The following is a 14499-nucleotide window of genomic DNA, read 5'->3' on the forward strand; positions in this document are numbered from 1 at the left end:
TAATAAGTTCATATAATTAAGTGGGGGTGAAATTTATGAAATTTAGGGTAATATTCCTAAGTAAAAGACATATTTACTTTTTATTGTTGTTATTGTTAATTATATTTCTATCTATAATTTTCATATCGTCCAGAAGTTCTTCTCCTTCATTTAACACTATTTCCAGCAGCAGAAAAATAAAAGCAGATCTCAATGGAGACGGAAATAATGATATATTGTATATTGTTCGAAACGGAAATAACTATTTGATAAAAGCTACCATAGACAGCAAAACTTTCAATTTAAGCACCAGTAAAAATTCTCCTGTAATACAGAGCTATTCGCCCTATTGGCCTCTGAGAATAACTCTTATGGACATATCCAGAAATAAAGTTCCTGAAATATTCATACAGGGTTCAGTGGAGAATAAATCTGTTCAGCGTATTTTTATGTACAATGGTACTGATTTTAAAAACATTATGTCAAATTCCAGCAACATACTTGGATTTATGGACTGCAAGAACAACAAAACTCCGAAGATCATCTCAGGCAATCTGGGAAAAAATTCTATATATCTCTCCAATTACATATTTTTAAACAACAAGCTTAAAAATTATAATTATGAATACAACAGTACATTTATGGGTCAGGATACCATTTATTCATTTGTAAAGCTTGTAGAAGGACTCCCTGAGAGCGAACCCTACAAGCCTAAGGATATATTTTCACCTAACATATCCAAGGAAAATCTAGCTCTGATAGGTAACTTGACAGGGGAAAATAATTCCTATCTATTTCAGGACGGCTTTTTCATGGAAAATAATTATGATAAAGATGGTAATGTTTCCGAGATATCCTGGTTCTTGAATTTTAAAGGCATTTCCAGAGCGGATAAAAATATGATAAAAAATTATACATTGAATCTGATTCTAACACGGGATAACAGCAGCACTAAAAATTATCTTTTCAAAATCACCTCAATGTATAGAAGCAGATAAAAAAGGGACCGTATAAGCGGTCCCAAGGGGGATGGGGGGTTATCACATCAAACAATATTTTATGTTATTTGATGCTAGGGAGAATTTTATCCGGCGGCATACTATTTCCAACACTTACAGTTGGGATATACAATCGTAAGCCTCTGGATACGCTTTTCCAAGATATAACGGAGAAAAATACTGCCTTCCGACAGACTCCCGTGCATCCTAGAATCACTTTATATCTCCCAATTACATTTATTATATTATCCTAATAAAGATAAATTATTCATATAAATTGAAATTTTTAATATTTTTTATACAATTCCTCTAATTCCAATTTTATATTTTTTCTCAATTTTTCAGGTTCAATTACCTCCGCATTTCTTCCAAAACCCATTACCCACTCTTTTACATCTTCAACATCATCCACATAAAAACTGAGAAGTACATTTCCATTTTCCAATTCAGCTACATTCTGATTTACAGTCCATTGTACCTCCTTTATAAAGCTGGATATATTTCTATTAAATTTTACTACTACCTTTATATTGCCCTCCATAAATAATTCCCAATGATCCCGCAGGTAATCTTTCAGTGAAAAGTTGTGAGGTCTGATATAGATATCACTGCTCACCTCTAAACTTTTTATTCTATTCAATTTAAAACTTTCCACGTCATCTTTCATATGACAATATCCTATTATGTACCAGTCTCCCTGTTTGAATATCAAGTTATATGGATCTACTTTTCTCATAGTCAGGTTGCTCTTATTTATTGAAAAATAATTTATATTCAAACTTCGGCCTTTATTCATAGAATAATTCACCTTGGATATTTTATTTTCTAAATTTTCCGTATTACCTATGTAATCCATCGAAAAATTTCCTGTATCATCAATATCATTTAAGTCCATTTTTGAATTTACACAGACATTTTTTATTTTATAAACTGCACTTTTAAGCTCTCTTTCATATACAAATTCATTTTGTGTTGTAAGCATTTCCGAGGCCATAAGAAGCGCTGTAAGTTCTTCTTTAGTTAAATCAACAGGTTTCATATAAAAATTTTTATCTATATAGAACCCGCCATATCTTCCCTTTTTAGTATAAACGGGTATATTAGCCTTATTCAAGCTACTTATATATCTATATACGGTTTTCTTATCAACTCCTAAGGTCTGAGCCAATTCCGATGCAGTAGTCAATCCTTTATACTGTATTATCATTATCATTTCTAATAAATTAGAAATTTTGGACATACTTTTTACCCCCAGTACAAATTTATAGTGATATTCACTTATATCGTTATTTTTCATGACTTTTTTAGTACAATTTTATATGAAATTAAATCATCATACTAACCCATAATGCTTTTGCATATATACACACTCATTTTTGTATCAAATTTATACCTTCTGAATAATATATAGTATAAATCCATTTATGACATGTATATAAATATAATTTACAAATTCTATTTAAAAAACAGGAAACATTAAAAAATGAGGTGAATATAAATGTCAAAACACCATCGAAATTATAACAATGGTTTCAATATAGCTGATATTTTAAATAATATAGATATACCCCAGCTTCTATCAATAATATCTTCATTGGGCGGTAACAGAAATTTTTCCAATGATCAGCTTGGATCTCTCATGGATAATCTGAATTCCTCCAAAGGATCCCAGAATACTTCTGCATTCAACGATTCCAATATAAAATCACAACTAGCAGCATTAGAGGATAGGTTATCAAAAATAGAAAGTGGGGGGACTATAAAAGAAGATCTGCTTCAGGCAATAAAAGAACTGAAAAATTCACCTGATGCGGCTAAGATATTAAATGAATATATAAACTCTAACGATTCCCGTAAAAACACACATAGGTGATAAATAAAATTACATTTAAAAAACACTATCAAAATTGTAGTTTCATTTTAATTCTGATAGTGTTTTTTAACTTATGAAGCTTAACTTAATTTTTGTAACAGCAGTGCCGCTATGGTTATAGAATTAAATACACAGTGGTTGAATACTGCATACCAATACCCCTTTTTATTCATCAAATAGCAATTATACAAGCCAATCCACAGTATTATTGGAAATGCATCAAGGCTAAAATGAATTATAGCAAATAAAAGACTGCTAAGAAAGGCTGCTAAATAAATTCCCACTTTTTTTGCAAATATCTTTTCAAATATAAGCCACCTAAATACAAACTCCTCCAGCACAGGTGCAAATATTATCACTATAGGGATCATTATCAAAAACTTTTCCAGAGGCATATTCGCCATATGTGTGACTATCTCCTGTTGTTTTAATTCCACTCTAAAATTGGAAAGTATTACATTCTCAACTGCAGATATGAAAAAGGATGCCAGATAGAATATAAATACCATTTTCAGAGCTTCAGGAATTTTAAAATTTTCAAAACTGAATCTGTAAGATTCATCTGTGTGTTTTATATACCATAAATTAATAATCACAAAAATAAACGGTATAAAATTTTCTGTAAATATGGAAAGTGCTATGTAAAATACACTGATAAGAATCAAGACTGCACTATTTCGCTTACTCTGCCTCCAGAACCTGGCAAACACCAAAAGTGGCGGTAGATAAACAATTACAAAGACCAGAATATTTTTTATAATATCAAATCCAAACATTATCAATTCTCTCCTTGTCACTTTTGATCCCACAGCTGCTGCTATCCCTGTCAAACCGACCTCCATAAATACAGTAAAACTCAACTCTAGGAAATAAAATCAAGCATGGAATCCAGAGTATTCCAGATTTCTTCTTTACCCTGTTTATTTAAAGCAGAAAAAGTCAATATTCTATCATCCTTTTCCAATTTCAAAGTATCCCTTATGATTTTTAAATTACCGTACAATTTATTTTTAGAAACTTTATCAATTTTAGTTGCCACTATAATGATTTTATAATCATAGTGCTTTATCCACTTATACATAGTTATGTCATCAGCGGTTGGTTTATGTCTGCAATCTAAAATAAGGACTATTACCTTAAGCTGTTCTCTATCATGAAGATATTCTTCTACTATGTTTCCCCAGCTTTCTATTTCTCTTTTAGAAACTTTAGCATAGCCGTAACCGGGTAAATCTACAAAATAGAATTGCCTGTTTATCAAAAAAAAGTTGATTAATCTAGTCTTGCCTGGAGTACTGCTGACTTTAACTAAGTTCTTTCTATTTACAAGTGAATTTATAAGGGAGGATTTTCCCACATTGGATCTTCCAACAAAAGCTATTTCCTCCCTGTTGTCTCTGGGGTACTGACTTGCATGAACTGCTGAAGTTATAAATTCTGATTGTTTTATTTCCATAAATAATATCACCTAATCTCTGTTTAAAAGCGAATTTTTTAATACCACATCTATATTGTCCGCCAATATATATTTCATTTTATTTTTAACTGTATTCGGAATTTTCAACAGATCCTTTTTATTTTTTTCAGGAATTATAACCGTATCTATACCAGCCCTATAAGCTGCCAGGCTCTTTTCTTTCAGCCCTCCTATAGGAAGTACTCTTCCCGTCAAAGTTATCTCACCTGTCATAGCCACATTGTGCTTTATCTTTCTCTTACTCAGAGCAGATATCATGGCTGTTACCATGGTCACTCCCGCCGAAGGTCCATCCTTGGGTACTGCACCTTCCGGAACATGTATATGCATATCATAATCTTTATAAAAACTGCTTTCAATACCGTACTTGTGTGAATTGGCTCTGATATAACTGTACCCGGCTCTAGCAGATTCCTGCATCACATCTCCCAGCTGGCCTGTCAATTGCAGTTTACCATTTCCAGGCATAATAGTTGCCTCTATAGGCAGGGTATCTCCTCCATATCCTGTCCATGCCATTCCCATAACCACTCCAACTTTGTCTTCCTCATTTGCCTTATCATAGGTAAATATTTCGGATCCCAGATAATACTTGACCTTGGTAACAGTTATATTTATGGAACTTTTATCCTTCTCCATCATTTCCGATATAGCCTTTCTTATGAGAGATGCAACTCTTCTCTCCAGGCTTCTGACTCCAGACTCTCTAGTGTAATTATCTATTAATTTATATATGGAGGAATCCGAGAAGGTAATCTCATTATTTTTAACCCCATTTTCCTCCAATTCTTTAGGTATCAGATACTTCTTACATATGTTGAATTTTTCTTCAGAAGTATATCCAGATACCTCTATTACCTCCATTCTGTCAAAAAGAGGCCTTGGAATAGTTTCCAAAGTATTTGCAGTAGTTATAAACATCACATTGGACAAATCAAAATCCAATTCAAGATAATGATCCCTAAAAGTACTATTCTGCTCGCTGTCTAAAACCTCTAAAAGCGCATCTGCAGGATCTCCTCTGAAATCATTGCTCATTTTATCTATTTCATCCAGTAGAAACAATGGATTCTTTGACTTTGCCTGCCTTATTCCATATATAATCCTTCCCGGAATAGCTCCTACATAAGTCTTTCTATGTCCCCTAATCTCAGCTTCATCCCTCACTCCACCCAGTGACATTCTCACAAAATTCCTATTTAGAGCATGGGCTATGGATTTGGCAATAGAAGTTTTACCCACTCCAGGAGGTCCTACAAGACAAAGTATGGGACCTTTAAGTGATTTGCTCATTTTCTTAACTGCTAAATATTCAATTATCCTGTTTTTGACATCCTTCAGTCCATAGTGATCCTTTTCCAGTATTTCTCTTGCCAGCTTTATGTCTAAATTATCCTTTGTTTCAGTATTCCACGGTAAACTCAATATCCAATCCAGGTAAGTTCTTATTACTCCTCCTTCTGAAGAATAGGGGCCTGTATTTTTCAGCCTATCCAGTTCATATAATGCTTTGTCTTTTACACTTTTAGGCATTTTAGCCCTGGTTATTTTATTTTTATACCTCTTTATCTCCCTTTTATCCTCGTCCTCTTCTCCCAATTCTTCCTGTATAGCTTTCAGCTGTTCTTTAAGGTAGTATTCCTTTTGAACTTTATCTATTTTATTTTTTACTTTAGTTCCTATTTTTCTTTCCAATTTCAAAATCTCTATTTCATTTGCCAGTATAGAAAGCAGTTTTTCAAGCCTTTTCACTACATCATAACATTCCAGAAGTTCCTGCTTTTTTTCCTGTTTAAGCATCAAATATGAGCTTATAGTATCGGCTAACCTTCCCGGGCTGTTCAGTTCATCCATGCTGATTATAGTTTCAACCGGTATACTGCCAGATAATTTCATATACTCATCAAAATTTTTTTCTATAGCCCTCACAAGTGCTTCACAATTTTTATTTTCACCATAATCCTTATCTTCTATTATTTGAATTTGAGCTTTGAAAAAAGGATCTTTGCTGACATATTCTTTAAGTTCCGCTCTGGATTCGCCCTCTACAAGCACTCTCACTGTATTTCCCGGCAATTTTAATATCTGTTTTATATTACAAATTGTCCCTGTTTTCAATATATCTTCTTCACCGGGTTCTTCGATCTTTGCTTCTTTTTGTGCAGTTAAAAATATCCTCTGATCTGCAAGCATAGCATCTTCCAGCGCAAGTATTGATTTTTCTCTGCCTACATCAAAATGCAAGACCATATATGGAAATATAGTAATACCTCTCAACGGAATTAGAGGAAGAATTTTTAAATTTTTGTCCATATACCTCTCCTCCTTTTAAAGGATTTTATAGTACAACAATAATCTTTACCAATAAACAGATTAATCTATTATAACTGTAAAATATATTTTTTTCAATTGCCATTCCTTTACTAAATAATAATTTTATATCATTAAATATAAGCAATCTAAAACTTACTCAAAAAAGAGTACCGAAATCAGTACTCTTTTTTTACATGAACCTATGCAGTTTCAGGACCCTTTCGCGTTCTTGATTTCTTTAGCTTAATGGGAGTCCTTTTTCCATTCTCTGCATTTATAATCTTAGGAGACCCTTTTCCCACTGCATCTTTATCTATTATCACCTTTGATATTTCTTCCTTTGAAGGAATATCAAACATTATATCCTTCATAGTCTCCTCTATGATAGCCCTGAGACCTCTCGCGCCCGTATTTCTCTCTAATGCCTCCTGTGCAATTGCTTCCAGTGCATCATCTTTAAATTCAAGTTCCACATCGTCAAATTCAAAAAGTTTTTTATACTGCTTAACAAGGGCATTTTTAGGTTCCTTTAAAATACTTATAAGCGCGTTCTTATCAAGGGCATCAAGAGTCACTATGATAGGAATTCTACCTACAAATTCAGGTATAAGACCATATTTCAGGAGATCTCCCGGCATTATATTCTTTAAAAGCTTTCCTATGTCCTTTTCCTTTTTAGACTGTATATTTGCACCAAATCCAAGAGTACTTATTCTAGTCCTTCGCTCTATTATACTGTCTATGCCATCAAAAGCACCCCCGCATATAAACAATATATTAGTGGTATTTATTTGAATAAATTCCTGATGTGGATGTTTTCTACCACCTTGAGGAGGTACCGAAGCTACCGTACCTTCCAATATTTTTAAAAGAGCCTGCTGGACACCTTCTCCTGATACATCTCTAGTTATAGATGGATTCTCTGACTTTCTGGCTATTTTATCTATTTCATCTATATAAACTATTCCATGTTCGGCCCTCTCTATATCATAGTCCGCATTTTGTATGAGCTTCAGCAATATATTTTCTACATCTTCTCCCACATAACCAGCCTCTGTAAGCGTAGTGGCATCTGCAATGGCAAAAGGCACATTTAAAAATTTTGCCAAAGTCTGAGCCAACAGCGTTTTACCGGAACCTGTAGGACCAAGTAAAAGTATATTGCTTTTCTGCAACTCTATATCATCATTATCCTTATTGGAATTTATCCTTTTGTAATGGTTATAAACTGCTACTGACAGTGATTTCTTTGCATCCTCCTGTCCTATAACATATTGATCCAGATAATTCTTTATTTCTATAGGTTTTGGAATTGAAGTCATGTCTATTTGTACATCTTCCTCAAATTCATCACTTATTATTTCGGAACAAAGTTCTATACATTCATCACAGATATACACGCCCGGTCCCGCAATCAGCCTTCTAACCTGATCTTGTGTCTTACCGCAGAATGAGCATTTAAGCTGCTTTTTTTCATCATTTTTTGCCATTTCTACACCTCACCAAAGGTTATTTCTTTTTTGTAATAACTTCATCTATCAAGCCATAATTTTTAGCTTCTTCTGCTGACATAAAATTGTCTCTCTCTGTATCATTTTCAACTTTTTCAAGTGGCTGGCCTGTTCTTTCACTTATTATGGTATTTAACTTTTTCTTTATCTTCAGTATTCTATTTGCATGAATTCCTATATCGGTAGCCTGCCCCTGAAATCCACCCAGAGGTTGATGTATCATTATCTCCGCATTTGGAAGTGCAAATCTCTTTCCCTTTGCACCAGCTGTAAGCAAAAATGCACCCATGGAAGCCGCCATGCCTATGCATATGGTGGACACATCTGACTTTATATACTGCATTGTATCATAAATTGCCATTCCGGAGGTTATGGATCCTCCTGGGCTATTTATGTAAAGATATATGTCTTTGTCAGGATCCTCAGCTTCTAAAAACAACAATTGTGCTACTACAAGACTGGCCGTTACATCATTCACTTCTTCACTTAACATTACTATCCTATCTTTTAAAAGCCTAGAATAAATATCGTAAGACCTTTCCCCTCTATTTGTCTGTTCTACAACTACTGGCACTAAACTCATAAATCTCTCCTCCTTTATACCATCTTTTATGATTAATATATATTAAAATAATTTATATCATCCCATATAAGGATACAAAACATTTTAAACCATTTGTACATTGAAAATCAACTGCTGAAAAATTTTCTCCTGCTCATTTCAAAATATAATCAATCTTCTGCCTTACCGCTGTCTGTCAATGCCTCACTGCTGTCTACCAGCATTTTTATTACTTTTCCATTTATTACGTCTGTCCTCAAATATTCCTTCTGGCTGTCAAAAATCAATTTTGACATCTTCTCGTTTTCTTTACTATTATATTGCTTAGCCATGTCTTTTGCTCTTTCTAAAAGTTCCTCATCTTCTGCCTTTATATCCTCTGCTTTAGCTATTTGGGCAACAACTAAATCCGTTTTAACTCTTTTTTCCGCTGTTTCTCTCATATAATCCCTGACTTTTTCTTCTGTATTATTTGTATATTTATAATAAGTATCCAGATCCAGTCCCTGATATTTTAATTTCATCTCCAAATCCTTCAACATATTGTCTACTTCTTTTTTGATCATGACTTCCGGTATATTTACCTCTGCGTTTGAACAAACTGCGTCTAAAACTGCTTCCTCATATTCTCTTTCTGCTTTTAATTGATTTGCCTCCTGTTTCTTGCTCTTTATATCTTTTTTAACTTCCTCTAAAGTATCAAATTCAGATATTTCTTTTGCAAATTCGTCATCAAGAGCCGGCAGTTCTTTAATCTTTATTTCCTTGACTGTAACTTTAAATACAGCTTCCTTCCCATTTAAATCTTCTCTTCCATATTCCTGTGGAAATGTTACATGAACATCCTTTGAATCTCCTGTTTTGAGTCCAATCAATTGATCCTCAAAATTGTCTATGAAGGTACCGGAACCAATCTCCAATTGATAATCCTTTCCCTCTCCGCCTTCAAATTCTTTTCCATCAACAAATCCTTTGAAATCTATTATGGCAATATTTCCACTTTCTACATTTCCATCCTCTTTTGTCTCTATTCTAGCATTTTTCTGCTGCATTGTCTCTAATTCTTTTTCAACTTCTTCATCTGTTACATCATATGTATTTTTTTTCACCTGCAGGCCCTTGTATTCTCCAAGTTTTATCTCTGGAAGTACGGTCACAGTTGCTGTATACACAAAATCTTTATCATTTCCTATCTGAACTATATCAATTTTAGGATAATCTACAGGCTTTACATTGTTTTCTTCCAGTGCCTCGGGATATGTATCATCACAACAGAAATTTATGGCATCTTCATAAAAGACTCCTTCACCATAGTATTTCTTTATTATATTCATAGGGGCCTTGCCCTTTCTAAAGCCCGGTATATTAAACTTCTTAGCATTCTTGGCAAATGCCTTTTTCATAGATTCATTAAATTTTGATGATTCCACGGTTATTTCTAGTTTTACAACATTTTCTTCTATCTTTTCCTTCTTAACATTCATTACAAAATTCCTCCCACTAATTACTCTATATGCTTATATCAACTATGCTATTATACCATATATCCATACACATTCATATATGATACCCTGCACTTTTATTCCTTGATAATAATTTAATTACAATACTGAAAATGAATTATTGATTATAGACTCATATTATATAGTTTATCACTAAAATTATATAGTTCTCAACTATTACAGATATTATAAATATAATCCCCAGCTTCTCTAAGCTGGCGGTAATTTTTATAATTATCACTATATACTTCAATTATACCCACTTTATTATATCCTATTTCCTTTAATTTACAAAGTATTTTTTTGTAATCCACCTCGCCCTTTCCCGGAAGAAGGCAGGAATTTTCATCATTCTTATCATTCAAATGCAGATTTTCCACATCATTTCCCATAATATCTATATACTCCTCAGGTGTTCTACCTGACCTATAGGCCTGTTTTATATCCAGAGTAAAATATATTGGATTAGTACACTTTTCCCTAAGCTCATACAAAAAATCAGTATCGCTGGACAAACACCAGAATACATTTTCCTGGCATAATTTTACTCCCTGTTCTCCTGCTGTATCTATAAGCTTATCATATATATCAAAGACAAAACTCCTATTGATTTCATGAAATTTTGTACTTCTCATACCATGAAAAGTATAACACCTGGCTCCCAGCAATCCAGCTATTTTACATACTTTTTTAAATCTTATAAAAGCATCTTCCCTTCTCCTCTTGTATCTATCAAATAGATAGGGTTCAAAAGAAGAAGAAAAAGCATGAATTGAATTTACAACAAAATCATTTTTCAACTTTTGTTCCAAGAGCATTTTTCCAAAATCCACTTCATATTCACTGTCGCTGTTTAAAAATATCTCTCCCAATTTAAAACCCAGGCTTTTCATTAAAGCTATGCTGTTTTCCGTATTCACATAGGGATAAAAACTGGCAGAAGACAATCCTATATCCATAATACCTCCACATTTATATTGCTGATATATGCTCTACCATAGAATTACTTGATAAGCAGTTGCTAAAATACCCAGCAGAAGACCTATGCCTCTACTGGGTGACAGAACCTGATGCATTTACATAAACAGCTACACCATCCTCAATTACCGTAAGCCCTTTCTCAGTTAATCCTTGAAATTTTATATCCTCTCCCTGTATATTCTGAACCATAATATGATTTTTACTCTGTATATTTTCTATCCATACATACTTTGAGGTCTTACCTATCCACGGCAGCTGACTTATATAGGCAATGTTATTGTCATCCAAAAATTTCGGTGAAGAACACCATATATAAGAAGGATTGGCAGCTATCTGAGCATCTTTTGTTATTACAGAACCACTAGTGGATACATACTGTGTATTTGTTACATCCTGTTTGTTCCCATTTATATCCACTAAAAGCATGCTTTGAGATTTGCTGTCAAACAGTACTACATTTTTAGCAGATGGGCTTATGTCATAGGCTACACTTCCATCTCCAGGAGTAACACTTTTATATTTCTTGTCATTACCGTCACCCTGATATACCAAATTCACACTTTTTCCATCACTTAATTCTATTTTATAGTTTTTCCCTTTCTGTGTATTTTTATCTGCTGATTTGGATTTATCTATTGAAGATGTTTTTTTATTCTCATCATTATTTTTCACATTTTTATTTTCAGTAGAAATGCTGCTTTTTATTTTGTCAGTTCCATTTACTACATCTTTAAATGCTCCTCTTACATAAATTGCAGCCAAAGCTATAGCCAATAAGCATGCTATAACAAGTATAATCAAATTTCTCTTGCGTCGTCGCATTTTTCTCTCATATTCTTTGCTAAAAATACTTGGCTTAACCACTCAAAAATTCCTCCTATACTCAGTATTGAAATTATAAATTCAAATGATTATTTATAATAACACAGGCATTCATCATTTATTATAACTCAAATTTCTAAGAAATAGTACTAATTTTTTGTGAACCTTTCCAGATATCTTCCACATAAAAAGATACATTTAAAAACCTACTTGAACACCCTGCTTCCGGGTTTTACATAATCAAGCCCGGCTTTGCACATAGGACACTCCTCCGCATCATAAGTGCTTATATCCAGCTTCACCGCACTGTATACGGGATATGGTATCTTTACATCCTTCGTCCTTCTGTCAACTATGCAGCATATTCCTATAACCTTGCCTCCAAGTTTTTCTATTACCCGGGCAACTTCCAAAGATGACTTCCCTGTAGTTACCACATCTTCTGAAATCAGAATTCTTTCTCCCGGATTTATTTCAAATCCTCTCCTTATAGTCATGTCTCCATTCTGTCTCTCTGCAAATATTCCGGGTTTTCCAGTTTGTCTTGCAAGTTCATAGGAAACTATCACACCGCCCATTGCAGGTCCCACTATTTTATCAAAGTCCACATCCTTCAGTTTATCCGAGATGACAGCAAGTACTTTTTCAGCTTTGTCCGGATACTGCAGAAGTTTGGCACATTGACAGTATTTATTGCTGTGCTTACCTGAAGAGAGCAAAAAATGTCCCTCCAGAAGTGCTCCCGCAGCTTTTAAAGTATCTATAACTAAATTATCCATAACTTTCCTCCTAAATTATTCCTCTTATTTCATTCAAGTCCTCTATATTTTCCTTCTCCATATATCCTTCTATGCCATTTATTATGTCCAGACATATGTCGGGTTTAATAAAATTTGCAGTTCCAATCTGCACTGCAGTAGCCCCTGCCATAATGAATTCCACAGCATCCTGCCAGCTGCATATCCCTCCCATTCCAATTACGGGAACTTTTACAGCCCTCGAGACTTCATATACCATTCTAAGCGCTATGGGCTTTATTGCGGCACCTGAAAGTCCCGCAGTTATATTGTTAAATACCGCCTTTTTATTTTTTATATCCACCGCCATAGCCTTGAATGTATTTACAAGAGATATGCTGTCTGCACCTGCCTGACAGCAGCTGCAGGCCATATCCACAATATCTTCCGCATTGGGAGACAATTTTACCATGAGAGGTTTCCTACAGCTTTTTTTAACGGCTTCCACCGTCTTATAGGCTACTTCAGATTTTATTCCAAAGGCCATGCCTCCGCTCTTTACATTGGGACAGGATATGTTGAGTTCTACAATATCCACCTCTGAAGCATTCAACTTTTCCACGGCCTCAATATATTCTTCTAAAGTACTTCCTCCAAGATTGGCTATGACAACCGTATCAAGTTTCTTCATTTTGGGCAGTTCAACTTCTATGAAATGATCCACTCCCGGATTCTGAAGTCCCACACTGTTTAATATACCGCCCGTAGTCTCAAAAACTCTAGTGCCGTTATTTCCCTCTTTTTTATGTAACGTGATACCCTTGGAGCATATTGCTCCCAATTTGGATACATCATAGATTTCGTTATACTCTTCTCCAAATCCAAAAGTTCCCGATGCCGCAATTACAGGATTTTTTAAATTCACACCGCATATATTAAGCAACTGATCAAGCTCCTTTCAACTTCACCATATTATTTCCCTGCCGGGGAAAACCGGTCCATCTTTGCATACTCTTTTATTTCCCTTTACCGTACTGCAGGTACACCCCAAGCAGGCTCCAATTCCACAGGCCATATGCTCTTCCATGGATACATATACTTTTACATTCTTTTTTGCGCATTCTTCCACAACTTTTTTTATCATGGGTCTTGGTCCGCAGCAAAATACAACATCGTAGGTTTCAGGCTGGAATTTATCTGTAACATATCCTCTGCTGCCCTGACTTCCAGTTTCTGTTGAAATATATACATTGTCAACATAAGGCTTAAATTTTCCTACAGAATACACATCATCTCTAAATCCTGAATACAAATCCAGTTCATAATCCTCCCTGTTTCCGCCGGCATTAAAATTTTGATTCTTCATATCCGCCGCAAGGTAAAACATTGGGGCAATTCCTATTCCACCGGTTACTACAGCAATTTTACCTTTTGGAACTTCTCTTTTAAATCCGTTTCCAAGAGGACCCAGCAGATTGATTTTATCGCCTTTTTTTAACCTGCGAAGTTTTTCTGTCCCTTTTCCTACCACCTGGTATAAAAAAGTTATTCTGCCTTCTTCCAGATCATGTATGCTTATAGGCCTTCCCAGCACAAGTTCCATATCCCAGCATCTCAGCATGTAAAATTGACCCGGGATTCCTTCAAAATTTCCCTCAATCTCAAGAGAGTATATATTGTGGGATATTTTTTTATTTTCATATACCTCTTTTGTCACATACTTTAAATTATTTTCCAATATATT

Annotated in this window: 14 protein-coding genes; 2 read left to right on the plus strand and 12 right to left on the minus strand. The window is 34.3% G+C overall.

All coding sequences use genetic code 11. The features are described 5' to 3' along the window. The first annotated feature begins 35 nt into the window (after positions 1-35). Positions 36-977 (plus strand): FG-GAP repeat domain-containing protein, encoded by a 942-nt coding sequence (locus CLLU_RS04425; RefSeq protein ID WP_106008445.1) that lies wholly within the window; start codon positions 36-38, stop codon positions 975-977. Between the two features lie 286 nt (positions 978-1263). Here CLLU_RS04425 and CLLU_RS04430 read toward each other — a convergent pair whose 3' ends face one another. Further along, positions 1264-2217, minus strand: coding sequence for a helix-turn-helix transcriptional regulator (locus tag CLLU_RS04430; protein ID WP_106008371.1), 954 nt, complete (start codon positions 2215-2217; stop codon positions 1264-1266). Between the two features lie 258 nt (positions 2218-2475). Between CLLU_RS04430 and CLLU_RS04435 the strand changes: the two genes are divergently transcribed. Beyond that, positions 2476-2850, plus strand: a complete 375-nt coding sequence (locus tag CLLU_RS04435; RefSeq protein WP_106008372.1) for a hypothetical protein — start codon at positions 2476-2478, stop codon at positions 2848-2850. Positions 2851-2930: 80 nt separating this feature from the next. On the opposite strand, the gene CLLU_RS04440 is transcribed toward CLLU_RS04435, so the two are convergent. From CLLU_RS04440 to CLLU_RS04490, 11 genes are all read right to left on the minus strand, one after another. Beyond that, complete coding sequence (locus tag CLLU_RS04440; RefSeq protein ID WP_242977471.1) at positions 2931-3680, minus strand: CPBP family intramembrane glutamic endopeptidase; 750 nt, start codon at positions 3678-3680, stop codon at positions 2931-2933. Between the two features lie 32 nt (positions 3681-3712). Beyond that, positions 3713-4306 carry a ribosome biogenesis GTP-binding protein YihA/YsxC gene (gene yihA / locus CLLU_RS04445; RefSeq protein ID WP_106008373.1) on the minus strand — a complete coding sequence of 198 codons (594 nt, stop codon included), beginning with the start codon at positions 4304-4306 and terminating at the stop codon, positions 3713-3715. Between the two features lie 12 nt (positions 4307-4318). After that, positions 4319-6640 (minus strand): endopeptidase La, encoded by a 2322-nt coding sequence (gene lon / locus CLLU_RS04450; RefSeq protein ID WP_106008374.1) that lies wholly within the window; start codon positions 6638-6640, stop codon positions 4319-4321. A 200-nt stretch (positions 6641-6840) separates the two neighbouring features. Next, positions 6841-8130 (minus strand): ATP-dependent Clp protease ATP-binding subunit ClpX, encoded by a 1290-nt coding sequence (gene clpX, locus CLLU_RS04455; protein WP_106008375.1) that lies wholly within the window; start codon positions 8128-8130, stop codon positions 6841-6843. A 19-nt stretch (positions 8131-8149) separates the two neighbouring features. Continuing rightward, complete coding sequence (clpP, locus tag CLLU_RS04460) at positions 8150-8734, minus strand: ATP-dependent Clp endopeptidase proteolytic subunit ClpP (protein WP_106008376.1); 585 nt, start codon at positions 8732-8734, stop codon at positions 8150-8152. 149 nt (positions 8735-8883) lie between these two features. Then, positions 8884-10197, minus strand: a complete 1314-nt coding sequence (gene tig / locus CLLU_RS04465) for a trigger factor (RefSeq protein WP_106008377.1) — start codon at positions 10195-10197, stop codon at positions 8884-8886. Positions 10198-10385: 188 nt separating this feature from the next. Beyond that, complete coding sequence (locus CLLU_RS04470) at positions 10386-11174, minus strand: sugar phosphate isomerase/epimerase family protein (RefSeq protein WP_106008378.1); 789 nt, start codon at positions 11172-11174, stop codon at positions 10386-10388. Positions 11175-11265: 91 nt separating this feature from the next. Continuing rightward, positions 11266-12060, minus strand: a complete 795-nt coding sequence (locus tag CLLU_RS04475; RefSeq protein ID WP_207655942.1) for a hypothetical protein — start codon at positions 12058-12060, stop codon at positions 11266-11268. A 164-nt stretch (positions 12061-12224) separates the two neighbouring features. Further along, positions 12225-12797 carry an orotate phosphoribosyltransferase gene (gene pyrE / locus CLLU_RS04480; protein ID WP_106008379.1) on the minus strand — a complete coding sequence of 191 codons (573 nt, stop codon included), beginning with the start codon at positions 12795-12797 and terminating at the stop codon, positions 12225-12227. 10 nt (positions 12798-12807) lie between these two features. Further along, positions 12808-13698 carry a dihydroorotate dehydrogenase gene (locus tag CLLU_RS04485; RefSeq protein WP_106008380.1) on the minus strand — a complete coding sequence of 297 codons (891 nt, stop codon included), beginning with the start codon at positions 13696-13698 and terminating at the stop codon, positions 12808-12810. Positions 13699-13719: 21 nt separating this feature from the next. Then, positions 13720-14496, minus strand: a complete 777-nt coding sequence (locus tag CLLU_RS04490) for a dihydroorotate dehydrogenase electron transfer subunit (protein ID WP_420536056.1) — start codon at positions 14494-14496, stop codon at positions 13720-13722. Positions 14497-14499 lie beyond the last annotated feature (3 nt).

Source organism: Clostridium luticellarii (assembly GCF_002995845.1).
GTDB classification, from domain to species: domain Bacteria; phylum Bacillota; class Clostridia; order Clostridiales; family Clostridiaceae; genus Clostridium_B; species Clostridium_B luticellarii.